Source organism: Burkholderia pseudomultivorans, from assembly GCF_902499075.1.
Lineage (GTDB): Bacteria > Pseudomonadota > Gammaproteobacteria > Burkholderiales > Burkholderiaceae > Burkholderia > Burkholderia pseudomultivorans.
Genome location: NZ_CABVPP010000029.1, coordinates 55,491 through 80,827, shown reverse-complemented (window position 1 = coordinate 80,827; position 25,337 = coordinate 55,491). Strand labels below are relative to the sequence as shown.

22 protein-coding genes and 1 pseudogene are annotated in these 25,337 nt (G+C 61.4%); 4 read left to right on the top strand and 19 right to left on the bottom strand.

The window, feature by feature from the left end; translation table 11 throughout:
- Window positions 1-69: 69 nt before the first annotated feature.
- Window positions 70-437, bottom strand: a pseudogene (locus BST28156_RS19585) (IS3 family transposase); the annotation flags it as partial.
- A gap of 633 nt (window positions 438-1,070) precedes the next feature.
- On the opposite strand from BST28156_RS19585, the gene BST28156_RS19580 reads away from it, so the two are divergent.
- Window positions 1,071-2,021: an amidohydrolase family protein gene (locus tag BST28156_RS19580; protein ID WP_174903148.1), complete on the top strand. Its 951-nt coding sequence runs from the start codon at window positions 1,071-1,073 to the stop codon at window positions 2,019-2,021.
- Window positions 2,022-2,308: 287 nt separating this feature from the next.
- Window positions 2,309-2,782, top strand: a complete 474-nt coding sequence (locus BST28156_RS35015; RefSeq protein ID WP_063807659.1) for a MarR family winged helix-turn-helix transcriptional regulator — start codon at window positions 2,309-2,311, stop codon at window positions 2,780-2,782.
- 335 nt (window positions 2,783-3,117) lie between these two features.
- On the opposite strand, the gene dmpG is transcribed toward BST28156_RS35015, so the two are convergent.
- The 13 genes from dmpG to BST28156_RS19510 form a co-directional block, all read right to left on the bottom strand.
- Window positions 3,118-4,146 (bottom strand): 4-hydroxy-2-oxovalerate aldolase, encoded by a 1,029-nt coding sequence (dmpG, locus tag BST28156_RS19570; protein ID WP_174903147.1) that lies wholly within the window; start codon window positions 4,144-4,146, stop codon window positions 3,118-3,120.
- Between the two features lie 4 nt (window positions 4,147-4,150).
- Window positions 4,151-5,083 (bottom strand): acetaldehyde dehydrogenase (acetylating), encoded by a 933-nt coding sequence (locus BST28156_RS19565; RefSeq protein WP_174903146.1) that lies wholly within the window; start codon window positions 5,081-5,083, stop codon window positions 4,151-4,153.
- A 13-nt stretch (window positions 5,084-5,096) separates the two neighbouring features.
- The gene (locus BST28156_RS19560; RefSeq protein ID WP_060217680.1) at window positions 5,097-5,900 is read right to left on the bottom strand and encodes a 2-keto-4-pentenoate hydratase; all 804 of its coding nucleotides are present in this window, start codon (window positions 5,898-5,900) and stop codon (window positions 5,097-5,099) included.
- A 27-nt stretch (window positions 5,901-5,927) separates the two neighbouring features.
- Window positions 5,928-6,818: a SphA family protein gene (locus BST28156_RS19555; RefSeq protein WP_174903145.1), complete on the bottom strand. Its 891-nt coding sequence runs from the start codon at window positions 6,816-6,818 to the stop codon at window positions 5,928-5,930.
- A gap of 64 nt (window positions 6,819-6,882) precedes the next feature.
- Window positions 6,883-7,701: an alpha/beta fold hydrolase gene (locus BST28156_RS19550; RefSeq protein WP_060217678.1), complete on the bottom strand. Its 819-nt coding sequence runs from the start codon at window positions 7,699-7,701 to the stop codon at window positions 6,883-6,885.
- Between the two features lie 44 nt (window positions 7,702-7,745).
- Window positions 7,746-8,666, bottom strand: coding sequence for a catechol 2,3-dioxygenase (locus BST28156_RS19545; protein ID WP_174903144.1), 921 nt, complete (start codon window positions 8,664-8,666; stop codon window positions 7,746-7,748).
- 40 nt (window positions 8,667-8,706) lie between these two features.
- Complete coding sequence (locus tag BST28156_RS19540; protein ID WP_060220225.1) at window positions 8,707-9,003, bottom strand: 2Fe-2S iron-sulfur cluster binding domain-containing protein; 297 nt, start codon at window positions 9,001-9,003, stop codon at window positions 8,707-8,709.
- A 12-nt stretch (window positions 9,004-9,015) separates the two neighbouring features.
- Window positions 9,016-10,077: an NADH:ubiquinone reductase (Na(+)-transporting) subunit F gene (locus tag BST28156_RS19535; RefSeq protein ID WP_174903143.1), complete on the bottom strand. Its 1,062-nt coding sequence runs from the start codon at window positions 10,075-10,077 to the stop codon at window positions 9,016-9,018.
- Between the two features lie 12 nt (window positions 10,078-10,089).
- Complete coding sequence (locus tag BST28156_RS19530) at window positions 10,090-10,455, bottom strand: phenol hydroxylase subunit P4 (RefSeq protein ID WP_174903142.1); 366 nt, start codon at window positions 10,453-10,455, stop codon at window positions 10,090-10,092.
- Window positions 10,456-10,522: 67 nt separating this feature from the next.
- The gene (locus BST28156_RS19525) at window positions 10,523-12,064 is read right to left on the bottom strand and encodes an aromatic/alkene/methane monooxygenase hydroxylase/oxygenase subunit alpha (protein WP_060217674.1); all 1,542 of its coding nucleotides are present in this window, start codon (window positions 12,062-12,064) and stop codon (window positions 10,523-10,525) included.
- A gap of 24 nt (window positions 12,065-12,088) precedes the next feature.
- A complete protein-coding gene (locus BST28156_RS19520) occupies window positions 12,089-12,361 on the bottom strand; it encodes an MmoB/DmpM family protein (protein ID WP_060098872.1) in 273 nt (90 codons plus the stop codon).
- Entirely contained in the window at window positions 12,358-13,368 is a 1,011-nt protein-coding gene (locus tag BST28156_RS19515; protein WP_174903141.1) for an aromatic/alkene monooxygenase hydroxylase subunit beta, read from the bottom strand. The genes BST28156_RS19520 and BST28156_RS19515 overlap by 4 nt, the downstream gene beginning before the upstream one ends.
- A 29-nt stretch (window positions 13,369-13,397) precedes the next feature.
- Window positions 13,398-13,712 (bottom strand): phenol hydroxylase subunit, encoded by a 315-nt coding sequence (locus BST28156_RS19510; RefSeq protein WP_230953675.1) that lies wholly within the window; start codon window positions 13,710-13,712, stop codon window positions 13,398-13,400.
- 249 nt (window positions 13,713-13,961) lie between these two features.
- Between BST28156_RS19510 and BST28156_RS19505 the strand changes: the two genes are divergently transcribed.
- Window positions 13,962-15,674: a sigma-54-dependent Fis family transcriptional regulator gene (locus BST28156_RS19505; protein WP_254596399.1), complete on the top strand. Its 1,713-nt coding sequence runs from the start codon at window positions 13,962-13,964 to the stop codon at window positions 15,672-15,674.
- Between the two features lie 72 nt (window positions 15,675-15,746).
- Here BST28156_RS19505 and BST28156_RS19500 read toward each other — a convergent pair whose 3' ends face one another.
- A complete protein-coding gene (locus BST28156_RS19500) occupies window positions 15,747-16,631 on the bottom strand; it encodes a LysR substrate-binding domain-containing protein (RefSeq protein WP_174903140.1) in 885 nt (294 codons plus the stop codon).
- Between the two features lie 123 nt (window positions 16,632-16,754).
- Between BST28156_RS19500 and BST28156_RS19495 the strand changes: the two genes are divergently transcribed.
- Complete coding sequence (locus tag BST28156_RS19495; protein WP_174903149.1) at window positions 16,755-17,696, top strand: amidohydrolase family protein; 942 nt, start codon at window positions 16,755-16,757, stop codon at window positions 17,694-17,696.
- Window positions 17,697-18,354: 658 nt separating this feature from the next.
- Here BST28156_RS19495 and BST28156_RS35010 read toward each other — a convergent pair.
- Genes BST28156_RS35010 through BST28156_RS19475 form a run of 4 tightly spaced genes read right to left on the bottom strand, consistent with a single transcriptional unit; the run spans window position 18,355 to window position 25,034 of the window.
- Window positions 18,355-18,996 carry a TetR/AcrR family transcriptional regulator gene (locus BST28156_RS35010; protein WP_414142687.1) on the bottom strand — a complete coding sequence of 214 codons (642 nt, stop codon included), beginning with the start codon at window positions 18,994-18,996 and terminating at the stop codon, window positions 18,355-18,357.
- 39 nt (window positions 18,997-19,035) lie between these two features.
- Window positions 19,036-20,559 carry an efflux transporter outer membrane subunit gene (locus BST28156_RS19485; RefSeq protein WP_174903139.1) on the bottom strand — a complete coding sequence of 508 codons (1,524 nt, stop codon included), beginning with the start codon at window positions 20,557-20,559 and terminating at the stop codon, window positions 19,036-19,038.
- Window positions 20,559-23,759, bottom strand: coding sequence for an efflux RND transporter permease subunit (locus BST28156_RS19480; RefSeq protein WP_174903138.1), 3,201 nt, complete (start codon window positions 23,757-23,759; stop codon window positions 20,559-20,561). The genes BST28156_RS19485 and BST28156_RS19480 overlap by 1 nt, the downstream gene beginning before the upstream one ends.
- A 15-nt stretch (window positions 23,760-23,774) precedes the next feature.
- Complete coding sequence (locus BST28156_RS19475; RefSeq protein WP_174903137.1) at window positions 23,775-25,034, bottom strand: efflux RND transporter periplasmic adaptor subunit; 1,260 nt, start codon at window positions 25,032-25,034, stop codon at window positions 23,775-23,777.
- Window positions 25,035-25,337: the final 303 nt, after the last annotated feature.

Genomic DNA, 25,337 nt, shown 5'->3' with positions numbered 1-25,337 from the left:
ACACGAGGCGTTCATGAAAATCGCCGCTTGCATCATCTGCTGGCGACAGCTGCAAAACTCATTGTGTTAGAGCTTCTTAAAGAAGCTCTCCATCGGGGCGTTATCCCACGCATTCGCACGTCGGCTCATCGAGATGTTCATCTTGAAGTCGGCGGCAAGCTTCCGGTAGGTTCGGCTTACATGTTGGCTTCCGCGGTCGGAATGTAACAGCAGCCCCGTTCCGGCTTGCGTTGCCAGCACGCGCTGCGCAGTGCCTGGCAGACCAACTCGGCATTGATTCGTTCGGACATCGACCAGCCCACGATGCATCGGCTCGCCAGATCCAGGATCGCCGCCAGAAATAACCAGCCTTCGCCGGTCCGGATGAACGTGATGTCGCTGACCCACGCCCGATTGGGCAACCAGCCGTCGAAACGACGATCAAGCAGATTGGGGGCACCGGCTGGCGATGCGTCTCAGGTCACTGTCCCAGTCGATTAGTGTTAGCGGCAACGGGCAAGAGCAGGCGGCCAGCCTTACGATTCCAAGGCGCCTCACGAGCTCGCCCCTCAGAATCTGTCGGAACGCGCGAACAGACTACCGCTTGAAATCGGCCGTGCTGAACGCCTGATCGGACTGTCTGGCTCGCGGGATCTCGTGGGTATGCAGATAGGTTACCGTCGTCGAGATTGACGTGTGGTGAAGCTTATCGTGGACCATAAGCGACGCAGCCCCACGCGCCAGCGCGTGCGACGCGTGCGCGATGAAATTAATTCAAATCGGCCGATTGTCGATGTCGGATGTGGACAACGAGCCGAGATTTGATAATTTTCGCAAGCTTTCGAATTTTCGCAATTTCCCGCTGAGACGAGTAGGTGGCGGCACCTTGTTTCCTAATGAATGTCTGAGAACACAGCCCCTGGCATGAGGGTTGCATATGAACTCAGCGAAAGTTAAGGCAATTGTGACCGTTACGACGATTGATCGTCGGGCACGATTGATCAGGAACTTGATACCACGAGTTCGAGCGACCAGCCGCACGACCGGCGACTGGCCGTCACGACGTACCCCACTCTTACAGGAGACTCATCATGTCCGACCGCAAGCGCATTGACGTACACCAGCACATCGTCCCGCCGTTCTGGGCCGACGCGTTGCCCGCGCACGGCGGTGATCCGTCCGGCTGGAGCTGCCCCGCCTGGAGCATCGACAGCGCACTCGCCTTCATGGATTCGGTCGAAATCGCTACCGGCGTGTTGTCGCTGACGGCGCCGGGCGTGAAGGGATGGCACGGTCAGGAAAAGCGCGACATCGCACGCAAGGTGAACGACTACACCGCGGACGTCGTCGCGAAGCATCCGACCCGATTCGGCAACTTTGCGACGCTGCCGCTGCCTGACGTCGACGGCACGCTCGCCGAAATCGGCTACGCGTTCGACTCGCTGAACGTCGATGGCGTCGTGCTGATGAGCAACTACGATGGCGTCTACCTCGGCGACCCGGCGTTCGAACCCGTGTGGGCCGAGCTCGACCGACGCCACGCAGTGGCGTTCATCCACCCGTCGATGCCCCCGATCGCGCAAATGGCCGGCATGCCTGGCCCGATGCTCGACTATCCGTTCGATACGACGCGCACCGCAGTACACCTTGTGCTCAACGGTATCGTCTCCCGGTACCCGAACGTACGCATCATCCTGTCGCACGCCGGCGGCTTCCTGCCCTATGCGGCATACCGTGTCGCTCAAGTGGCGCCGCTCGCGCGTCACGACGTGCCGGCCGCCGACGGCGTGCTCGATCTGCTCCGGAAGTTCTACTTCGATACCGCGTTGTCGTCCCCGTCTGCTCTGCCGAGCCTCACGGCGTTCGCCGACCCAAGCCGCGTCCTGTTCGGCAGCGACTTCCCGTACGCACCCGCACCCGTCAGCTCGTTGTTCACGGCCGAGCAAGACGCCAGCACCGTGCTGAACGCCGCCCAGCACGCCGCGATCAACCGCAACAACGCACTGCCGCTGTTCCCGCGCATCACCGCATCGAACACGTAACGCACTGCATGCTGCTTCACCTTCGGTGCGCAGCATGCGCTCCATTGCAACCCTCACACCCCGATAACCGTGGCTTTGGCCAACCAGGTCTGCCACGATTCCCGCGGTCGCAACCGTGATTCAACGGGGTAGCGGCCCTGGTGGGTGGCTGGTGATTACTTGTTCGGATTTGGCCGGTCTATCCCGGTGTTACTCCTGACGGAGCGCCGAGATCTGCAACGTTATTGCAAACCGCCTCGGTTACCCCACATCGACCAGACCACGCGACGAATCGAAAAACTGCACAGATGATCCCTCTATCTTCAACCAGCGACGTCACCTCGACAGCACTGTCGAGCGGCGACGGGCTTGAGTCTCTTCTGGCCCGAACCCGGGCTGCCTTATATCACACGATCTCGCCACGCATAAAAGCTCAGCTAGGGATAACAATCTCACAAGCTCGCATCCTGCTCGTGCTCGCCAATCGCCCTCCCTGCATGACGGCCGAACTCGCGAGGGAACTCGATTTGGCCTCCAGTGCCATCACACGGGCAATCGATCGCATGGAGCAATGCGGCCTCCTGACACGCAAGGGCTGCGACAGCGACCGGCGAATCGTCCGACTTCAAATCACCCAAACGGCTCGGCTTCTAGCCGATCGAATTCCGGAGATCATCTCGACGGCTTCCGACGAGTTGCTGTCCATTCTCGCCTCGGACGAGATTCTCTCGCTCAAGCGTATGCTCGGCCGCGCCGTTGAGAACGGAATGCGTGAAGCTTGACGCGCAGAAGATCAACGACAGGCGATCAAGGAGAAAGCGAGGTGGCCTGAACGACAAGCGTCAGGCACTTTATTTTGACGATCGATTGTCCCGGGGTTGATCTATACGAACACTTTGATTGTCCGCAACGGCGCGCCGCGTGTTTAACGCCGGTCGTCTACCGCTATAGCGTCCTGAAGGGCGACTGCCCGTCCGTCAAGAAGCCCTGTCGCGCACGGCGCCGGTGCGCATCCAGGTCGATGCTGCCGAGCGGTCATTGCAACCGCTCAACGCTGAACCGCCCAACGCTAACCAAGCATTGGGCGGTCCAATCCGGTTGCGCACGCGGCCAACCGTTACGCGGACGCCGAACGCTCGAGGAGGTCCAGCGCCACATCCACGATCATGTCCTCCTGACCGCCCACCATCCGGCGCTTGCCCAGTTCCACGAGAATGTCGACCGGTTTCAGGCCGTATTTCTTCGCTGCAACTTCCGTGTGACGCAGGAAGCTCGAATACACGCCCGCATAACCGAGCGCGAGCGTTTCGCGATCGACGCGAACTGGCCGGTCTTGCAGCGGACGAACGATGTCGTCGGCGGCATCCATCAGCGTGTAGAGCTCCGTGCCGTGGTTCCAGCCCATCCGCTCCGCCGCGGCGATGAACACTTCCAGCGGCGCGTTCCCAGCGCCCGCCCCCATGCCCGCGAGCGAAGCATCGATACGGTCGCACCCCTCTTCCACCGCCACGATCGAGTTCGCCACGCCCAACGACAGATTGTGGTGCGCATGCATGCCCGTCTGCGTCTCAGGCCGAAGCACGGCCTTTACCGCACGGAACCGGTCACGTACGTCATTCATCGTAAGTGCGCCGCCTGAATCCACCACATAGATGCAGGTCGCGCCGTAGCTTTCCATCTTCTTCGCTTCGACCGCGAGATTCTCCGGCGTGGTCATATGACTCATCATCAGGAAGCCGACGGTGTCCATGCCGAGCTCACGGGCATATTCGATGTGCTGCTTCGAAATATCGGCCTCGGTGCAGTGCGTGGCCACCCGCACGATACGTGCGCCGGCGTTGTACGCGGCCTTCAGGTCGTGAATCGTCCCGATTCCGGGCAGCAGCAGCGTCGCGATCTGCGCGTGCGTCACCACGTCGGCCACGGCCTCGATCCATTCGAGGTCGCTGTGCGCGCCGAAGCCGTAGTTGAAGCTCGAGCCTTGCAGGCCGTCGCCGTGCGCGACCTCGATGCTGTCGACCTTTGCCTTGTCCAGCGCCCGCGCGATGTCCTGCACGTTCCGGATCGAGTACTGGTGACGAATCGCGTGGCTTCCGTCACGCAGCGTCACGTCGGAGATATAGAGCTTCTTGCTCGGTTCGTTCATGGCCTTAAACTCCTTGCGCCATACGTTCGGCGGTCGCGAGCGCCGCAGACGTCATGATGTCGAGGTTGCCTGCGTAAGCGGGCAGATAGTGCGCGGCGCCTTCCACTTCGAGGAATACCGAAGTTTTCAGGCCGCTGAACTTTCCGAGGCCCGGAATGTTGAGCGGCGCATCAGCAGGAATCTCGTCGAACTGCACCCTTTGCTTCAGGCGATAGCCGGGAACATAGGCGTTCACTTTCGCGACCATGTCCTCGATGGACTGCTCGACCTTTTCGCGATCGGCCGCCTCGGAGAGCGTGTAGACCGTGTCGCGCATCATGACCGGCGGCTCGGCAGGATTCAGCACGATGATGGCCTTCCCTTTCGCAGCGCCGCCTACGACTTCGATCGCCTTCGACGTCGTTTCCGTGAACTCGTCGATATTCGCCCGCGTGCCAGGGCCCGCCGACTTGCTGCTGATCGATGCGACGATTTCCGCGTAGTGCACCTTCGTCACTCGCGACACCGCCGCGACCATCGGAATGGTCGCCTGGCCACCGCAGGTCACCATGTTGACGTTGAGCGATTCGATATGGGCATCGATGTTCACGACCGGCACGCAGTAGGGACCGATGGCCGCAGGCGTGAGGTCGATCACGCGAATCGACGGCTTGAACGTCCGCAGTAGCGCATCGTTTTTCACATGCGCACCGGCAGACGTTGCGTCGAACACGAAGTCGATGTCGTTGAACACAGGCAGGTTCGTCAGACCCACCACCCCTTCGTGCGTGGTCGCCACACCGAGGCGCGCGGCGCGCGCCAGGCCGTCGGAGCCAGGATCGATGCCGACCATCGCCGCCATTTCCAGATGCTTGCTGTTGCGCATGATCTTGATCATCAGATCCGTGCCGATATTGCCGGAGCCGATGATCGCGACCTTGAGTTTTTCGGATGCCATGTGAATTCCTGTATCAGGCGGAGAAAGTCGCGCGTACGCTGCCGAGGCCGTCGATCTGCGCGATGTAGGTGCCGGATTCCTTCACGGCGACCATCGGGCCGAGCGCTCCCGTCAGCACCACGTCGCCGGCGCGCAGCGGCGTGCCGAGCTGAACCATGCGGTCGGCGAGCCACACGGCTGCATTGAGCGGATTGCCGAGACACGCAGCGCCGCTGCCGCGGGACAGCACTTCGTCGTCACGCGAAAGTTCCATTGCGCAGGCCGTCAGATCGATCTGCGAGAGCGGAACCTGGCGACTGCCGATCACGAAGCGCGCGCTCGATGCGTTGTCTGCCACCGTATCGACGAATCGAATGTCCCAGTTCTGGATGCGGCTATCGACGACCTCGATGGCTGCCACTGCGTATGCGCTGGCCCCGACAATGTCGTCGAAGGTATGACGTTCTCGCGTGAGATCGCGCTCCAGCACCAGCGCGATTTCCGCTTCGACCTTCGGCTGGATCAGCTCCGAAAGCGGAATGGGTCGATCGTCGCCATACTCCATGCTCGCGAATAGCGCACCGAAGTCGGGCTGGTCGACGCCCAACTGCTGCTGCACCGCGAGCGAGGTGAGGCCGATCTTGCGGCCAACCAGCCGCTCACCCGACTCGACTCGACGGCTGGCGTTGAGTTGCTGAACGGCATAGGCAAACTCAACGGCCGACATGTTGCCGGCGATGTTCGAGAACTGCTCGCGTATCGGGCCGATCGGCGTGCGATGTGATTCCGCGATGCACAGTTCATTCGCGATCGCACGAATGACCTCGTCAGTATTCATTGTGTGCTCCTGTACAAACGTCTTTCTCTAGAATGGAACCACGGCCTTCAGCCATACGCTGCTGCCGTCGGAGCGGTTGCGCACCATGGTTTCCTTGATGAATCGACCTTCGATCGAAAAGGCTTTCGTCTGGTAGCGGATACCCGGACCGACACCGAGCACTCGCCCCTTGAATCCGTCAGGTGCGACAACGACGTCACCCACCTTGTCGTTCGTCAGCTGCTGCATGTAATAACCTTCAACCGCGATTGCCAGTGACGGAAGCACGTGATATCCGATGCTATAGTCAGCGGCAAAATAATCTCCCGATCGGTAATCGGTATCATTGTTTCTCGTGTTGATGGTGTACGAAAATTTCGTTGAAATATCGAATCCGTTAGGATCGAGATACGAAAATCCCCCCATCGGCCGAAACGAGTAGTAATTGTTTCCGAGGTTGGCGAGGCGAGTCTTGTCATACGCACCCGTCGGCGTGACGACTTCAGCCGCCACTGCCCAATGAAAGTTTCCGTGATGCCACGAGAGCAATGGCGCGAAAACACTGTCGCCCAGGCCCGTACGGCTGTCGTGACGCCCTCCCGCGCTCACGCTGAGCGTGGTCAACGGAAATAACGCATAGAACCCGAGCAGACCACCTGCGATCGTCTTGTCTGTCATATAGACCAGCCGAGGTGCGATCGTATTGGCATGCACGCCAAAACCCGGAATCATCGAATTCCCGTTGTTTCCGGAAAACTGGCTCGCGTTATAGCTGTTGTAGTAAATCAGCCCGTAGAGTCCAGGGGGCGGCAATGCACCGGCCGCAAACCCTTCCGCCCCCAAGCCCACCGTTTGCCCTCCATTCTCGGTTGCATAAGCCGACGCCGTAAAAAGCAACGCTGCAGCAACGGCAACATGCCGTACCTTTTTCGTACTCAAGATTTGTCTCCAATATTTGAATTCTGCTGAACCGCTTGTTTTTATTAATTCAGCACTTCTGTTTCTATTCGGACACGAAGTCTTTCACGAGCTTCGCGAACCGTTCCGCATGCTCGATCTGTGCCCAATGTCCGCATTCCCCGAAAACGTGGAGCTGCGCATGTTCGAGCCAGTTGAACAGCGTCAGCGAAGCTTCCAGCGGCACGACACGATCCTCGCGCCCGTGAATGATCAGTGCGGGCATCTTCAGTTTCCGCAGGCTTTCCTCCGTGTTGGCCATGCTGTCGACCCACCGCTGGCGCGGTGCCGGAAACATCGACGCAAACGACTCTTGAAAGCCGGGCTGGATACTCGCGCGATAGCGCAATTCGGCGAGTTCGTCGGTAACCAGCGTGCGGTCATACGCAAAAATATCGAGGATTCCGCGCATATTCTCGATCGACGGCGTGTATCCCCAGACCGCATCGAGTCCCGGCGTCAGCGTGAACGGCGCGCCTGCACTGCCCATCAGCACCAGCTTCCTCACCCGCGCCGGATAACGGATCGCGAACGCGAGCGAAATGCCGCCGCCGAAGGAGTTCCCGACCAGATCGACCTGCTCGACGTCGAGTGCATCCAGCAAATCGGCAAGCTGCTGTACCCATGCGTCGATGCTGTGAACCTGCCCCGGGATGCGCTCCGTGAAGCCGAATCCCGACATGTCCGGCGCGATGACGCGTGCATGCTCGGCAAGCTTCGGCATCAAGAGACGCCAGTTCGCCCATGCAGTCACGCCAGGCCCCGACCCATGGATCAAGACGATCGGGAAACCTTCGCCAAGGTCGTGATAGTTCGTGTCGAACGAACCCGTGCGGACACTGTTTGCAACTTCGATACTTTTCATGACGACATCCTGTTGTACGGTTCAAAAGGTCTGAATCTGTTGAATCAGGTCATGACAGAAATGAAGGAATCCTTTACTTTTCTTTCGTGATAGAAGAGTCCCTTTGCGATCTCGTCGGCCGTCCATGTCAACGAAGGACGATCCGGATACCAGATGTATCCACCGCTGAAGACTTCGTTGCGGTTGCCCGACGGATCGAAGAAATAAAGGGTTTCGCCGCGTGTCGCACCATGGCGCGTCGGTCCGATGTCGTGCGACACGTTCTTTTCCGTGATCAGGTCTGCCGCCCTGAGCACTTCGGACCACGAGTCCACGTTGAACGACACGTGGTGAAGCTTCCCCTTGACGGGCGCACGCATGAACGCAACGTCGTGAGGCTTGGTGCTGCAGGTCAGGAAGACCCCGAGCAGCATTTCACCATCGACGAACTTCTCGGTAATCTGAAATCCGAGCACGTCGACGAACAGCGAAACCACACCGTCGACGTCGTCGCCGTATAACGCGCAGTGATCGAACCGGGTCGGGTGAATGCCCTTGAGGCCCGGCGCCATCACGCCGGGATTGGTGGTCGGCATGCCGTTGCCTACCAGGTCCTTGTCGGCAAACAGTTCGAACACGTGGCCGGTCGGCGCGACGAATCGCAGCCGGCGCCCGGTCGAAAGATGTTCGCCCGGCGCCATCCACTCGATCGGCGCGCCGGCGTCGCGAAGTCGCACTGACAACGCGTCAAGCGCCGCGTCGCTGCCGACCTTGAAGCCCATATAGTCGAGTCCGGGCGAATCGGATTCACGCAAAACGACGCTGTGATGATCGTGTTCGTCCCACGCCTTCAGATAGACGCGGCCAGCATCATCCCTGCCAGTTTCGAGCAGGCCCAGCACGTCGCAGTAATGGCGAACGGCCTCTTCCAGATCCATTACGCGCAGGGCGACATGCCCCGGCCGCAAAACTCCTTGCATGCTCATCTCAGTCTCCTGAATTTATTTACGGATACCTAGGTGTTCGTCAGATTTTTCTTCCGAGCTTCTTCAACCGGATATCGGAAAGCGGCAGTACCTTGCACGCCAGCACGATCTTCTCGGCTTCGTCCGCCTCGCTGACCTGCGCTCGGCTCATTTTCAGAACCTGGTAGGTGCCCTCGAGAATCCGCACCCGACAGATTCCGCAGCCGCCATTCCGGCAACCGACCGGAACGCTCTCTCGACGCGCTTTTTCCATGCCATGCAAAAGGGAGAGGTTCGGTCCGCACCTGTAACTTTCACCGTCGTCCTCGACGACCACGACAAAGCCTGCCTCCTGCACGGGCGCCCCCTTTCAGATATTCCGGAACAGCGGGCTGCGCGTCCCGCGCTGCTCGGCGTCCGCCGCGCTGAAAAACCGCTCGAGGTAGATGTCGCGTTCGAACAGACGCCCCTTCATGAGCGTCCTGATAGACGCCTCGATCATCGGTGGCGGCCCACACAGATAGGCCTTGTGCTCCCTGAAGTCGCCCTGGAAAACCGCGTCGGCCGCTTCATGCACGAATCCCCGGCGCCCCTGCCATTCAGAATCGCCAGGTTCATCCGACAGGACGGGGACATACTTGAAGTTCGGGTAATCCTTCTCGAGCGCTTCGAATAATTCGGCGTAGTACAGCTCGTCGCGGTTGCGGGCACCCTGAAACAGATGGATGGCGCGCGTGTCGCCGCTTTCCAGCATGTCCATGACCATCGACTTCGGGCTGGAGAGGCCCGACCCGCCAGCGATGAAGATCACCGGGCGTGCATCCGACTTGCGCACGTAGAAGCGACCGAGCGGACCCGAGAAGCGCAAGCGTTGACCGGCTTGCAGCGCTTCGTGGATATAGGTCGTCGCCTGACCTCCGGGCACCTTCCGGATATGCAGTTCGATCAAGCTCGCGGTTGGCGTGCTCGCGATCGAAAATGCACGTGGTTGATCGGATCCCGGAACATGAAGATTGAGGTATTGCCCCGGCTGAAAGTCGAGCGTCCCATCGAGCACGCGCAGCCTGACCTGCTTGATCGTCGGCGTCAGATCCTCGATGGATTCGACGACCGAATCGAAATCGCGCAACGGAATCGGCCGTGCATCTTCGTCGGATTCGATTTCCGCTTCGATCACGATGTCGGAGACGGGTGTCGCGCAGCATGCGAGACACTTCCCCTCCTCGCGCTCGGAGTCCATCAACGCAAAGGGGGAAGCCATCCCGTGCTCGAACTCCCCATCAACGACCTGCACCTTGCAGGTCGCGCACAGTCCGTGACAACACGCGTGCGGCAACCAGATTCCATGACGCAGGGCGGCATCCAGTAACGTCTGCCCCTCCATCACGTCGATGACCTGACCGATCGGCTCAATGGTAAGTTGGTAAGTCATGGCCAATCACCTTCAGGAAAGCGCTTTGCGGTCTGCCGTGGAGACGAACGTCCGGAACGACAGAAAAGCCTTGTGCCCGATGCCGAGCGCGGCCAACGACAGCGCCGGATCGGGAGCGACTCGCTGCTCCGACACGCTCCACTCGGTGCGCGCCCAGTCGATATGCGCCCAGTCGGGGTCGGAAGCGAACGTCGTGGCCGGCAGAACGGTCTCGACGAATGCCCCAAACGTGAGGTCGGGCGGGATCGGCAGCGTAATCGGCGAACAGAAGTTCAGATGGCCGTCCCATCGAACGAACAGCAGTTGCTGGCCGTGAAAATTCTCGACACGGTCAGTCACATTGCCCCGGTAACCGGGCTGAAGAGATACGACAGGCATGAGTGTCTCCATGGCGGCCACCTTCCGGTGACCGCACGATATTTTTCAGTACGGGTAAGTCGCGGTGTCAGGCAGCGCGCACGATCGGCGAGTCAGGTTGCTTCCATCGCGCCCAATTCTGTGCGTCCTGCGACGTTTCGAACGCGCCGGCATCCGCGACGGGATCGATGTACGCGCTGCGGATGACGTCCTCCAGCTCGGGGCCGCCAGCGTTGCCCTGAAGGATCTGGTGAACCGGCAGCAGCGCCTGAACGTACTTTTCCGGCTCGTGGTCGAAGATGTCCTTGCAGCCATCCGAGCAGAAATGGTATGCGTCGCCGAGATAGCGGCTTTCGCGGTGCGCGAGGCGCGTCGGATCGTCCGGCTCGGTGAATACCATCGGCAACTGGCAGGTCTGGCACAGGCAAGGCAAGCTCGTGTTGAACCAGCGCTTGCCGGCCTGCTCGCCCGCCTTCCACGACTCGAAGCGCGGACGGTACTGCGCGTCGAACGATTGCGGATACTGCTCGGAGAGCCAGGCCATTTCGTCTTCTTGCGGCATCCACGCATGGACACCCGCGCCCCAGCAGTATTGATAGAACAGCGACCACGTCTGGTGCGAAATGTGGTGCTTCTCCTTGACCGATTGCTCCCAGTATTTCGGCATCTGGATGCCGTACCGCGACAGATCGTCGAAGAGTGCGCCGCCGCTCTGTTCGAAATAGATCTCCCAGGCCTCGCGCCACGACATGATGCGCTTCGGCAGCATGTAGTCCATCATCATCGCCACCAGGGACAACAGGCGATAGCCGCGCCAGAACCACTTGTCGATCCACCGCTGAACAATCGGAACGTTGTCGGGATCCTGCTCCAGCATGAACTTGATGACTTCAAGCCCGAGCGTCATGTGACGTGCTTCGTCGGACTGTGCAGAGAAGCCGAAGGTTACGGTCGCCATGTCGCCGTTGTAGGCCGCGCCCGACATGAACGGCATGAACAGCAGGTTCGTCAGCACGAACTCGAACGAGAACGACGTCGCGGTCAGGAACTCGAACGGGCCGGCGGTCATCGCGTCGTTGACGAACGACTTCGGTACCGACAGATACCACGCGCGGTCGAAGTTCTGCGGCCAGGAATGGAACCCGTTGAAGTACTTGTTGTAGTGACTGAGCGTATGTACCTGCGTCTGGCAATGACGCAGTTCGTCGATCGCCTGCATCTGGCAGGCCACGCGCGGGCCGACGCCCCGCAACTGACGCCCCACCATCGCGAAACCGCGGTGAGCGTTGTATTCGATCGGCGTGACACCCGTCAGGAATATCTTGATCGCGTTGATGTAGCGCGCGTCGCTGACGTTCAAATGGCCGTTGTTCTGGGAAAAGGCGTCGATGATCGCGTAAAGCTTGCGCTCCTTCTCTGCCTGATACTTCCAGTACGCATCCATCGTGAGACGAAACGGATCTTCCCATTTGTCCCAGTCGTGAATCTTGATCCCCTCGAACTTGTCGTAGGGAAAGACTTCGTCCATCGATTCATAGGTGGTCTCCCACCCGAGGCCGCGTGTCATCAGGCCGTACCGCTGCTTCAGGTTCAGCTTTTTTGCCGCTGCCGGTTGATTCTGGGCATTCATTGTCTGTCTCCGATCTTGTTCCGACTAGTTGAACCAGCCGATCACGAACTCGTCGTCCGTTTCGTCCACGTTCCCCGATATGCTGATGAGGTTCACGTGCAGTTCCTGTACATCCCATTTGCGCCCCAGGTGTTCCTCCACCGTCGCGCGCTTCACGCTGAGTCTTTGGGCCGCGTCGATCTTGACCATCGCGGGCATGTGAACCACGTTCGCGTGCGGATTGTCTGCCTCGATCGCCTGCACGATCGGCCGCGTCTCGTCGTTGCTCTGGAGCGCGAGGAATACCATCTTGCTCATGCGTCACCTCCGTTGCCGGCGAGACCGAGCTTGCGAATCCGGGCGTCGAACGACGCATCCAGTTCTGCGAGAAGACCTTCCGGAACGTGGCTGCCAAGATGCGTCGCAAGGGCTGCGATGGCCGGTTGAAGGACGGCACGGCGCTCGCTCGTCCACTGCTCCACCCGGTCACGGTTCGCTTCGGATTCCGCGACCACAGTCTTGATGACCGAATCGATCCACCCTTTCGTCTCGTCGAACCAGTCGCTCATGAAGGCGGTCAGCAGCGCGAGCTCCATGCCGCCGCGCTCGTCCGCCCAGCTCTCGACGCATTGTTTGACGAACGGATAGATATAGCCGTCGAACACGAGGTTTTGCGCCACGAAGAGCTCGAAGAAGTCGCGGCAGACGAAGCTCCGCTCGATAGCCGCGCGCAGCGGCTGCCACTGCGCGCCCTGCAGCCAGGCGTCCTTGGCAGCATCCAGCAGCGGCCCCTGCTGCGGGTCGAACATCAAGCCGATCCGCGTCAGGTACTGGGCCGTGCCGAGCCGGTCCATCGTCGCGAACATCGTTGCGTTGGTCAGCGCCGCGCCGTAGCCGTATGCCGTCACGTAATCGTTGTTCATGTTCGCCGCCCATTCGTAATGCCGGAGCGGCACGAGAAGATCTCGCACAAAATCCAGCAAGGCGGTGCTCACCCGCGAGGCGAAGCCACCGCGTTCCGCGAGCGAGAAGTTGCTCTCGAACACTTCCCCCTGACGGGCGCGCGCCATCGTGTAGGTGCCGTAGTAAAACTGGCGCGGATCCTTCAATACGTACCAGTCGACCATTTCAATCGAACTACGGGCCTTGTCGTAAAGCTCGCGCTCAGGCTCCCAGAGCGGCTTGTAGTGGAAGTTGATCTCTTCCTGAATGTCGAAGCTCGCTTCCTGATATCGCGAAGCCGGCTTGTCGCCAAAGCGGCGCGCCGTATAGGCGTAGGTGTTCCTGATCGGCTGTACCGATGAGGTCTTGATGTCGATCTGCACGTTGTCTCCTCCGAAAAATTCGCGTGGGCTCAGTCCTGCACGCCGGGCTGCCCGTACTGCCATTTACATCGATCCAGTTCCAGTCCAGCCTCCTGCTCGGGGGTGAGTCGCCGTGCGCCGTGGCGCTGGCAAAACTCCTCGAAATACGGGATCGGCATGATCATTTCGACTGCCAGGTCGGGATCGCCGATCGAAAACTCGAACTCGATGAATCGCTCGTTGCGCGTCCCGAGGACACGCACAAAGCAGGCGCCGGGCACCGTGCCCGGATTCTGAACAGGAACATCGATATCGGTCACAATCGCCTCCGTTGCGTACACGACCATCAGCAATACCCGTGCCAAGAAACAAGTCCATTGATTCCATTGGAAAAAGCAAGGCTCCGTGGGCAACGCACCGCAGCAGGGAATTGCGAAAATTCGACACTCGCCCGCAGCTTGCGAAATTCATCAAATGGAAGCGCCCGGCGCGCATCGGGATCGGTAAAGGTCTGACTTTGCAGAGTTGGCCCGCGCTTGTAAGCTCCACCCATTCAGGAATCGAGACGGATGTCGACCCCAGGAGGTCGACCCGCAACCGAAGAGGCAGACGGCATGAGCAAGGCACGTAGAACAGGGACGGCAATGTGGGAGCCCGGGTCACCGGGCATCGAAGAAGTGGCGGCCCGTATCCAGTTTCTGTTCGACCAGGCCCAGATCTGGCTGGACGAAGAGCGGATGGTCCTGATGCATTCCTCTGCGTTGTGCTGCCTGCGGAGCGAACTCATCGAAACCCTCGGCCTGGAGCGCGCCCGGGGCGTGCTGACACGCATGGGATACGCGTCCGGTATCCGGGATGCCGAGATCGTACGCCAGCGTTATCCGGACATTTCAGATCTGGAACTGCTGCACAAGGGTCCGCTCCTTCATGCAATCGAAGGCATTGCGAATGTCGAACCCATCCGGATGGAGATCGATATTGCAAGCGGTCATTACTACGTTGATTGCCTTTGGAAGGATTCGATCGAGCTCTACCTCAACGACAAGCTTTCCGGTCCAAGCGTGGGTCCGGTCTGCTGGTCCGAGGTCGGGCACGCTACCGGATTCGTCAGCGGACTCATGGGCCGCTTCGTGCTCCACAAAGAGGTCGAGCGCAACGCCAACAGTTGCCGGTTCATCGGCATGCCGCTGGAAAAATGGGACGACGTCGAGGACGAACTCAAGTACTACAAGGCGGAGTCGATCGCCGAAGAAATCCTTTCCTTGCAACAGGAAGTCGAAACCCTGCGCTCGACCATTCAGGATCGCGGCGTGCCGGCCTCGCTCATCGGTGACAGTCCGCGATTCAAGGATGCCTGGTCGCTGATCGAGCGGGCGGCCCCAAGCCTGATCACGGTTCTGCTTCTCGGCGAGACGGGTGTCGGGAAAGAGGTATTCGCACGCGCGCTTCACAACGCCAGCGCACGCGCCGACAAGCCGTTCGTCGCAGTGAACTGCGGCGCCCTTCCTTCCGAGTTGCTCGAGTCGGAGCTGTTCGGGGTCGAGAAAGGCGCGTACACGGGTGCGATGATGTCGAGAGAAGGAAGGTTCGAGCGCGCAAACGGCGGCACGTTGTTCCTCGATGAAATCGGCGAACTGAGTCTCGGCGCGCAGACCCGGCTGTTACGGGTATTGCAGGAGGGCGAAATCGAGCGCTTGGGCGATACCACGACTCGTAAAATCGATGTGCGTCTGGTTGCGGCCACCAACGTGGACCTGGAGAAGGCTGTCGGCGAAGGACGCTTCCGCAAGGATCTGTACTATCGAATCAATGCCTATCCCGTTGTCATCCCGCCTCTGAGAGATCGCAAGGAAGACATTCCCGTTCTGTCGAGACATTTCCTGGGCGAGCTCTCCACCCGCGAAGGAAAGCAGATCGGCGGCTTCACCGACAAGGCGCGGCTCGCGCTGTCAGAATACGAATGGCCCGGCAACGTGCGTGAACTACGCAATGTCATCGAACGTGGTGTCATTCTCACGTCCGACGGTGAACTGGTCGATCTTCAATCACTATTCCCGCAACTTCCCGCGTCAAGGCGTACTGGCAAATCCGCGAGACTCTCCCGCGACGGCGGAATTTCTTCATCGGACGACGACATCGTCAACCAGTTCATCGAACATGCGCTGAACCGAAAAATGCGCATGGAGGATGTCGAGGCACTGCTCGTCAACGCTGCGATCGAAAGAAGCCAGAGCAATCTGAGTCACGCGGCCAGGCTGCTCGGCGTGTCGCGCGCCCAAATCGCATACCGTGTCAGTAAGCGGATCCCGCCTACTTCGTCCGAATGAGAGACGAACATAGACAGGTACCCTGACCGGGTCCCAATCAAATACAAGATCGCATGTAGCCTGCCGCGCGCTTCACGCCGCATGCCCGCCGGCCATCTCCAGATACCGCCGAACGGCTCCCCAGGCGCCATCGATCCGGCTGATCATCACCAACTCCGATTTTGGGGGCCGCCCCCCCAGCTTCCGGAAAACCACGTTCGGCAGCGCGATCCGTTTCAGCGGCTCGGGTGCGAGCACCAGCCCGAGGCCGGCGGCCGTCAGTGCCAGAGCGGAAAGCGTGCTGCTCATCCGGTACATGACGCGCGGCTCCTTGCCGAGCAACTGCCGCAGAATCGCCAGTTGCCCTTCGTCGTCGTGGTCGGCGGTATAGACGATCAGCGGCTCGTCCACCAGCGCTTTGACTCTCACCGTACGCTGTTTCGCGAGCCGATGCCGGTCGCTCATCGCCACTTCCCACGACCAGCTTCCGACCGTTCGCACGGATAGCTTCGTATCGAATTCCGGGCCGAACGCCGGGCAATAACCGATGTCCAGCTGGCCTGCGAGAATCGCTTCCCGCTGTGCGGCCGGCGCCATTTCACGCAGGTCGAGCGTGACGCCGGGACATGCCGCATGAAACGCGGCAAGATCGTTGGACAGCCGTGCCGACGCGACCGCATTCCCGACGAAGCCGATCCGCACCACGCCCGCCTCGCCGCTGGCAGCACGCTGGATCAGCGTCCTGGCGCGCTCAGCCTGTTCGATCGTACGCCGCGCCTCGCCCACCAGCAACCGCCCGGCGTCGGTCAGCGCCACCTTGCGCGTGCTGCGTTCGAACAGCGCCGCGCCCAACTCGTCCTCGAGCGCGCGAATCTGCGTGCTCAGTGCAGGTTGCACGATATGCAGTCGCTGCGCCGCACGGCCGAAATGCCCTTCTTCGGCGACAGCGAGAAAGTAGCGCAAATGGCGAAGATCCATAGGGTCTATTGATCTCTAAAAACGATTAATGGTCACAATTTAAACTATTGGATAGAAAAATCCACCGTACGCATACTGGTGATCAGCTGCTACGACACAGCTCATTCTCATAGGAGTCTCATCATGTCAGATCGCAAACGCATTGACGTACACCAGCACATCGTCCCGCCGTTCTGGGCCGACGCGTTGCCCGCGCACGGCGGTGATCCGTCCGGCTGGAGCTGCCCCGCCTGGAGCATCGACAGCGCGCTCGCCTTCATGGATTCGGTCGAAATCGCTACTGGCGTGTTGTCGCTGACGGCGCCGGGCGTGAAGGGATGGCACGGTCAGGAAAAGCGCGACATCGCACGCAAGGTGAACGACTACACCGCGGACGTCGTCGCGAAGCATCCGACCCGATTCGGCAACTTTGCGACGCTGCCGCTGCCTGACGTCGACGGCACGCTAGCCGAAATCGGCTACGCGTTCGACTCGCTGAACGTCGATGGCGTCGTGCTGATGAGCAACTACGATGGCGTCTACCTCGGCGACCCGGCGTTCGAACCCGTGTGGGCCGAGCTCGACCGACGCCACGCAGTGGCGTTCATCCACCCGTCGATGCCCCCGATCGCGCAAATGGCCGGCATGCCTGGCCCGATGCTCGACTATCCGTTCGATACGACGCGCACCGCAGTACACCTTGTGCTCAACGGTATCGTCTCCCGGTACCCGAACGTACGCATCATCCTGTCGCACGCCGGCGGCTTCCTGCCCTATGCGGCATACCGTGTCGCCCAAGTGGCGCCGCTCGCGCGTCACGACGTGCCGGCCGCCGACGGCGTACTCGATCTGCTCCGGAAGTTCTACTTCGATACCGCGTTGTCGTCCCCGTCTGCTCTGCCGAGCCTCACGGCGTTCGCCGACCCCAGCCGCGTCCTGTTCGGCAGCGACTTCCCGTACGCACCCGCACCCGTCAGCTCAATGTTCACGGCCGAGCAAGACGCCAGCACCGTGCTGAACGCCGCCCAGCACGCCGCGATCAACCGCAACAACGCGCTGCCGCTGTTCCCGCGCATCTCCGGATAAAACCGGTAACGCGTGCTTGCCGCCGGCCGTCGGCGCGGTAACATTGGTCCCGCGCCGACGCGCATCGAAGAATGGAGCGCGCGCACGTATCCATACAGCGGCCGCGTGATTGAAACCCGTCAGGAAACGTCAGATGGGTTTCAATCACGCGGCTTCGCCCTCTTGTTGCGTACGACAGCCCCGCGCAACGCACGCTTCCATGCCATGCACTCGAGACTGGCCGAACGTTCCCCGACCGTAAGCCCGAACGCTTGGCCGCGTAAGACACCGCTTGCAACCGACGATCCCCGCTGCATATCGTCCGTGGTCTGCACGACAGAACGACCAGACATCTCCCCCTGCCACAAAAATCATCCGCATCGGGCCGAACGGCACATGAGAGATCATCCGTGAGCGCATGATCGCCCGGGCACCTCATTGTTCATTGAAATGGCGGGCCATGTAAGCCGCGTCGCGATACTCCTCGACAACCGTGGCGACGAGAAAGCGGCTGCGTGCCGGTTCGTCCTGACCCGGCGCGCATGTGGAGGAGAGAAATTGCCGAAGCGCCGGTCGAGGGGATTGCCTCGAATGCCTGCTACGTTGCCGATCATGCGTCAACGCGCGACGAGACATGCACGCTGTCGCGAAGCCACACAATCGAATGCGTGTCACTTGGCTACGATCGTTTCCGCGCTGGAGGCGCTACGTCGGCGTCGCCGAGTAGTTTGCCGACACTTTGGCGTATGACCTGGTCGCCGGACAGTGACTTGCGATGCAAAAAACGCTCGGACGAGCGAAGCTGCGCCAGTCCGATCAGCAACGCTTGCAAATGCAATGCCTCGGCTTCCGACGTCGGTTCGGTCGACTTGTTTCGCCTGCGCGTCCTCAACCCGAAGTCGCGACACAACATGTCGTTCAAGGCTTCATGGGTCATCCAGAACAATTCCCTTGCGAGATCTTCTGTCGCTGGTTCAGCCAGGAACATTTCGTAGTGCATCATCCATGCCCCTGCAGAAGTACTGATGCGCCCAGCCTCGGGTTCGGCCAGCATGACGCGACAGAAACGCATCAGGCGCCGCGCGGATCGGACGGAATCCCCGGAGCCCTCCAGTCTCGACAACTCATCGCACACTCGCGCGCGGACGCGCATGAACACGCCCAACAGCAGCGCGCCCTTGTCCTTGAAGTGCCAGTAAACCGCCCCGCGCGTCACGCCTGCAGCTTCGGCGATGTCCTCGAGCGAAGCCGCAGGATATCCGTGTTCGATGAAACAACGCTCACTCGCGTCGAGAATCGCTTCGCGAGTGAGCGTCGCCACCTCCTTGGTACGCCTAGCCACTATCCGCCCCGATGGACATCAATTCGAACGGGACGAGGGCTGTGCATCGGCGGATCCGTAGTCGACCGGCTGATCAGGTGCGCGCGGCGTCTCGCCGGCGCGCTGGATCCAGCCGCCGCCCAGTGCGCGGTACAAATCGACCAGATTCGTCCAGCGTGCCAGACGTGCGCTGATCAGCGACTGCTGCGCCGAGTACAGATCCGTCTGCGCGGTCAGCACCGACAGGTAGCTGTCCACGCCGTTCTTGTAGCGCAGGTCCGACAGATCGAAGCGGCGCTGCTGCGCGTGCTCGTTGCGCTCGAGCGCCGCGATCTGCTGGTCGTACGTGCCGCGTGCGGCAAGACCGTCCGACACTTCGCGGAACGCCGACTGGATCGCCTTCTCGTAGTTCGCGATCTCGATGCGCTTCTGCACGTTCGCGAGGTTCAGGTTCGCGATGTTCTGCCCGCCCTCGAAGATCGGCATCGTGATCTGCGGCGCGAACGACCACGCCGCCGTGCCGGCCTTGAACAGCCCGCCGAGCGTCGGGCTCGCCGTACCGAACGCGCCCGTCAGCGAGATGCGCGGGAAGAACGCCGCACGCGCCGCACCGATGTTCGCGTTCGCGGCCAGCAGCGCCTGCTCGGCCTGCATCACGTCCGGACGACGCGTCAGCAGATCCGACGGCAGGCCAGCCGGCACGTCCGTCAGCAGGTTCTGCGCGTCGAGCGACAAGCCCGGCGGCAGATCGTCCGACAGCGGCTCACCGATCAGTTGCACAAGCGCATTCAGTGCCTGCGCACGCGCGCGCGCCTGTGCCTGCTGATTCGACAGCGCCTGCTCGACAGCCGTCTGCGCCTGACGCAGCTCGAGCTCGGAGCCCGTGCCGTTGTCGAACTGCAGCTTCGTCAGGTTGTATTGCGCCTGGGCGGACTTCAGCGTGTTCTCCGTGACCTGCAATAGGTCATCGGTCGACAACAGCGTCAAGTACTGGTCAGCCACCGAAGACACCAGCGAGATTTCCTGCGCCTGCCGCGCGTACGCGGTCGACAGGTACTGCGCGAGCGCCTGATCCTTCAGGCTCTGCACGCGGCCGAACAGATCGAGTTCCCACGACGCAGACAAGCCCACGTTGTAGGTCGTCGTGATGTTCTGGCCCGGCAGCGCCGCCAGCGCATTCGGCAGACGCTGGCGGTTGCCCGTACCCGTACCGTCGAGCGTCGGGAACAACCCCGCGCGCGTGATCTGGTACTGCGCACGCGCCGCCTCGATGTTCAGCACCGACACGCGCAGGTCGCGGTTGTTCTTCAGCGCGATCTCGATCAACCGCTGCAGGCGCGGATCGACGAAGAATTCGCGCCAGCCGATGGCGGTCGCCGCCTGGCCGTTCGCGCTGCGCGCGCCGGTCGCACCCGGCTGCGTCGCGTAGACGCCGCCGGCCGGATACGCCTGCGCGACGGGTGCGTCAGGCCGTTTATAGTGCGGCGCCATGGTACAGCCCGCGGCGAACAGCGCGGCGGCCATTGCGACCGCGCTTGCAGTCAAAGCATGTTTCTGCATCATCACTGTCCCTTGTTGCCTTCGTCGCCGTTGCCCGGCTTCTCTTCGTGGTGCGAGTGCGCTTGAGCCAGTCGCAGTGCCTCGTCAGCATCTTCCTTCTCGCCACTGAACACTGCCCGCACCTTCACGAAGAACATCGGGATCATGAAGATCGCGAAAAACGTCGCCGTGATCATCCCGCCGACCACACCCGTACCGATCGCGTGCTGGCTCGCCGAACCCGCGCCATTGCTGATCGCGAGCGGCAGCACGCCGAGAATGAACGCGAGCGACGTCATCAGGATAGGACGCAGCCGCAGGCGCGCCGATTCCAGCGCGGCCTCGATCGGCCCCATCTTCTCCGTCTGCTGCAGTTCGCGTGCGAATTCCACGATCAGGATCGCGTTCTTTGCGGACAAGCCCACGGTAGTCAGCAGGCCGACCTGGAAGAACACGTCGTTTTCCAGACCGCGCATCGTCGCCGCGAGCAGCGCACCGATCACGCCGAGCGGCACGACCATGATCACCGAGAACGGGATCGACCAGCTTTCATACAGTGCCGCCAGACACAGGAACACGACGAGAATCGAGATCGCGTACAGGAGCGGTGCCTGCGAACCGGACTGGATTTCCTGGAACGACAGACCAGTCCATTCATAGCCGATACCGATCGGCAGCTTCTTCGCGAGCGCTTCCATCGCGGCCATCGCCTGACCGGTCGACTTGCCCGGTGCGGCCTGACCCTGGATTTCGATCGCCGACACACCGTTGTAGCGCTCGAGCTTCGGCGAACCATAGATCCAGTGACCGGTCGCGAACGCGCTGAACGGCACCATCCCGCCCGACCCGTTGCGTACGTACAAGATGTTCATGTCTTCAGGCGTCATCCGGAACGGCGCGTCGGCCTGCACGTAGACTTTCTTGATCCGGCCGTCGGTATCCAGGAAGTTGTTCACGTACTGCGACGCCCACGCGATCGAGAACGTCTGGTCGATCGCATAAGCCGTTACGCCCAGCGCATTCGCCTTCTCGCGGTCGATGTCGACCTTGTACTGCGGCGTGTCGTTCAGGCCGTTCGGACGGACACCCTGCAGCGTCGGATCCTTCGAAGCCATCCCGAGCAGCTGGTTACGCGCGGCCATCAGCGCTTCGTGGCCGAGACCAGCGTTGTCCGTCAGCTCGAAGTCGAAGCCGGCGGCCGTACCGAGTTCAGGAATCGACGGCGGGTTGAACGGGATCACCATCGCGTCCTTGTAGCCCGCGTAGCGCCCGAACATCCGGCCGATCAGCGCCTGCACCTTCTGGTCCGCACGCTGACGCTGCGCGTAGTCCTTCAGGCGGACGAACACGAGACCCGAGTTCTGGCCGCGGCCCGCGAAGCTGAAGCCCGCCACCGTGAACGCCGACTCGACGATTTCCTTCTCGTCCTTCAGCAGGTAGTCGGAAATGTTCGCCAACGTCTTCGCGGTCGTTTGCTGCGTCGAACCCGACGGCGTCTGCACGATCACGAACATCAGGCCCTGGTCTTCATCGGGCAGGAATGACTTCGGCAGGCGCACGAACAGCAGCCCGACCGCGACGATCACGACCAGATAGATGATCATCCAGCGGCCCGAGCGCTTGATCACGTGGTGTACGCCGACGTGGTACTTGTCGCGACTACGATCAAAAGTCCGGTTGAACCAGCCGAAGAAACCCTTCTTCTCTTCGTGATGCCCCTTCGGGATCGGCTTGAGGATCGTCGCGCACAATGCCGGCGTCAGAATCAGCGCGACGAGCACCGACAGCACCATTGCCGTCACAATCGTCAGCGAGAACTGACGATAGATCGCGCCGACCGAGCCGCCCGAGAACGCGACCGGCACGAACACCGCCGACAGCACGAGTGCCACGCCGACGAGTGCGCCGGTGATCTGGCCCATCGCCTTGCGCGTCGCCTCCTTCGGTGACAAGCCCTCTTCCGCCATCACGCGCTCGACGTTCTCCACCACCACGATCGCATCGTCGACCAGCAGGCCGATCGCGAGCACGAGGCCGAACATCGACAGCGTGTTGATCGAGAAGCCCACCATCGACATGACGGCGAACGTGCCGAGCAGCACGACCGGCACCGCGATCGTCGGGATGATCGTCGCCCGCAGGTTCTGCAGGAACAGGTACATCACGAGGAACACGAGCACGATACCTTCGAGCAGCGTCTTGACCACTTCCTCGATCGACAGCTTCACGAACGGCGTCGTATCGTACGGATACTCCACGGTGAAGCCGTGCGGAAAATACGGCCTCAGTTCTTCAATCTTCGCGCGCACGGCCTTCGCGGTCGCGAGCGCGTTCGCGCCGGTCGCAAGCTGGATACCGAGTGCTGCGGTCGGCTTGCCGTTGTACTTCGTGTCAAAGTTGTAGTCCTCGCCACCGAGGCCGATCTTTGCAACGTCCTTCAGGCGAACCTGCGAACCGTCCTGGTTGACCTTCAGCAGGATGTTGCCGAACTGCTCGGGCGTCTGCAGCAGCGTCGATTCGGTGATCGTCGCCTGCAGCACTGTGCCCGGCGTGGACGGCGTGCCGCCGATCTGGCCGCCTGCGATCTGCACGTTTTGTTGCGTGATCGCCGTCGACACGTCGACCGGTGTGAGGCCGTAATTCGTGAGGCGGTTCGGGTCGAGCCAGATCCGCATCGCATACTGCGAGCCGAACAGCGTGACGGTGCCGACGCCGTTCAACCGGCTGATCGGATCCTTCACGTGCGACGCCACGAAGTTCGAGAGGTCGTCCCGGTTCATGCTGCCGTCTTCGGAGTTGAAGGCGAGCACCAGCAGGAAGCTGCTGCTCGACTTCGTCACCGAAAGGCCGAGCTGCTGCACAACCTGCGGCAGGATCGGCGTCGCGAGCGACAGCTTGTTCTGCACCTGGACCTGCGCGATGTCGGCGTTGGTACCCGGCGCGAAGGTCAGCGTGATCGTCGCGTTGCCCGAGTCGTCACTGGTCGACGACATGTACAGGAAGTTGTCGAGACCGCTCATCTGCTGCTCGATCACCTGCGTCACCGTGTCTTCCACCGTCTTTGCGGAAGCGCCCGGGTAGTTCGCGGTGATCTGGATCGATGGCGGCGCGATCGTCGGATACTGCGCGATCGGCAACGTGAAGATCGACGCGACGCCGGCCAGCATCAGGATAATGGCGATCACCCACGCGAAGATCGGGCGATCGATAAAAAACTTTGCCATGAAACAGGCTCCCTGTTATTTCGCGCTCGATGCAGCGGCAGCACTCGCCGGCGCGGCGCTCGATGCAGCAACACCGGAGGCGGCAGCGGCACCGGCGCTCGAGGCTGCCGGCTCGGCCTCGTCGGTGGAGGTGTCCGGTGCGAGCTGCGCGGGGACCGTCTTCACGGTCGCGCCCGGGCGCACCTTGTCGACGCCCTGCACGATCACGTGATCGCCTGCTTGCAAACCGCCTTCGACGACCCAGTTCTGCCCGTGCATGCCAACCGTCTTCAACGGACGCGGCTCGACCTTGTTGGCCGCGTTCACGACCATCGCGATTGCCTGGCCTTTCTGGTCATGCGTAACACCGATCTGCGGCACCAGGAACGCGTTCTCGTTCACGCCTTCCTCGATCCGTGCGCGCACGAACATCCCCGGCAGCAGCACCTTGCCCGGATTCGGGAAAATCGCACGAATCGTCACCGAGCCGGTAGTCTGGTCGACCGTCACATCAGAGAACTGCAGCTTGCCCGGCTCCGAATATGTCTTGCCGTCTTCCAGGATCAGCGACACCGTCGCGGCGCCCGGGCCGCTCGTCTTCAGGCGGCCGCTCTGCACGTCCTGGCGCAGCTTCAGCCCGTCGAGGCTCGACTGCGTCAGGTCGACGTAGACCGGATCGAGCTGCTGCACCGTCGACATCAGCGTCGCCTGGCTCGCCTGCACGTAGGCGCCCGGCGTCACTTGCGAGATGCCGACGCGGCCGGTGACCGGCGACACGACATCCGTGTAGCCGAGGTTGATCTGCGCGGTGTCGACTGCTGCCTTGCCGGCCGCGACGTCCGCGGCGGCCTGCCCTTGCGTGGCCACTGCGTTGTCGTAGTCCTGCTTGCTGACCGCGTTTGCGGCCACCAGCACCTTGTAACGCGCGACCAGCGCGTTCTGCGTGGCGAGGTTCGCCTGCGCCTTCGCCAGCGTCGCCTTCGCGCTGTTCAGCGCGGCGATGTAAGGCGCCGGGTCGATCTTGTAGAGGCGCTGACCGGCCTTGACGTCGGCGCCTTCGGTGAATTCACGGCGCAGCACGATGCCGTCCACCCGCGCACGCACCTGCGCGACAAGGAACGCATTGGTACGGCCCGGCAGTTCGGTGACGACCGGTACGGATTGCGGCTGGACGGTGACGACACCGACTTCCGGCGTTTGCGGCGGTGGTGCCGATTCTTTTTTTCCGCATGCAGCCAGGAAAACCGCGGCTGCCGCGACAGTGATTAAGCGGTATGGAACCCGTTCGACGCGCATGGAGCGACCTCTCACAAAAAAACGACCTTCAATAGGAATCACCAAACCTCCTCCTCGCCGCGGGCACGAACCGGCACACGGTCAGTTACGCCGCTCTTCCGACGGGAATGGACAATTGACTCGGACGTTCGCTGCGCCCGGAGAAGCGTTCGTTTTCCGAACGGCTTCCATAAAAAACTACCGTGCCTGACATGTCGGACAACATCCAGGCAGCGGCGGCAAGTCGCGTCGCCACCCTCCAGGAGAGCGCACGGCCGACGAATTCGATCGATACCCTCGTCGAGCCAAGCGCGACCTTCGGGA

Coding starts and splice junctions, on each gene's coding strand:
- BST28156_RS19580 (WP_174903148.1), top strand. CDS start 1,071: ATGTCCGACCGCAAGCGCATTGACGTACACCAGCACATCGTCCCGCCG.
- BST28156_RS19525 (WP_060217674.1), bottom strand. CDS start 12,064: ATGAATGCCCAGAATCAACCGGCAGCGGCAAAAAAGCTGAACCTGAAG.
- BST28156_RS19500 (WP_174903140.1), bottom strand. CDS start 16,631: ATGGATCTTCGCCATTTGCGCTACTTTCTCGCTGTCGCCGAAGAAGGG.
- BST28156_RS19520 (WP_060098872.1), bottom strand. CDS start 12,361: ATGAGCAAGATGGTATTCCTCGCGCTCCAGAGCAACGACGAGACGCGG.
- BST28156_RS19485 (WP_174903139.1), bottom strand. CDS start 20,559: ATGATGCAGAAACATGCTTTGACTGCAAGCGCGGTCGCAATGGCCGCC.
- BST28156_RS19565 (WP_174903146.1), bottom strand. CDS start 5,083: ATGGCATCCGAAAAACTCAAGGTCGCGATCATCGGCTCCGGCAATATC.
- BST28156_RS19545 (WP_174903144.1), bottom strand. CDS start 8,666: ATGAGCATGCAAGGAGTTTTGCGGCCGGGGCATGTCGCCCTGCGCGTA.
- BST28156_RS19480 (WP_174903138.1), bottom strand. CDS start 23,759: ATGGCAAAGTTTTTTATCGATCGCCCGATCTTCGCGTGGGTGATCGCC.
- BST28156_RS19560 (WP_060217680.1), bottom strand. CDS start 5,900: ATGAATACTGACGAGGTCATTCGTGCGATCGCGAATGAACTGTGCATC.
- BST28156_RS19505 (WP_254596399.1), top strand. CDS start 13,962: ATGAGCAAGGCACGTAGAACAGGGACGGCAATGTGGGAGCCCGGGTCA.
- BST28156_RS19530 (WP_174903142.1), bottom strand. CDS start 10,455: ATGCCTGTCGTATCTCTTCAGCCCGGTTACCGGGGCAATGTGACTGAC.
- BST28156_RS19475 (WP_174903137.1), bottom strand. CDS start 25,034: ATGCGCGTCGAACGGGTTCCATACCGCTTAATCACTGTCGCGGCAGCC.
- BST28156_RS35015 (WP_063807659.1), top strand. CDS start 2,309: ATGATCCCTCTATCTTCAACCAGCGACGTCACCTCGACAGCACTGTCG.
- BST28156_RS19495 (WP_174903149.1), top strand. CDS start 16,755: ATGTCAGATCGCAAACGCATTGACGTACACCAGCACATCGTCCCGCCG.
- BST28156_RS19550 (WP_060217678.1), bottom strand. CDS start 7,701: ATGAAAAGTATCGAAGTTGCAAACAGTGTCCGCACGGGTTCGTTCGAC.
- BST28156_RS19535 (WP_174903143.1), bottom strand. CDS start 10,077: ATGACTTACCAACTTACCATTGAGCCGATCGGTCAGGTCATCGACGTG.
- dmpG (WP_174903147.1), bottom strand. CDS start 4,146: ATGAACGAACCGAGCAAGAAGCTCTATATCTCCGACGTGACGCTGCGT.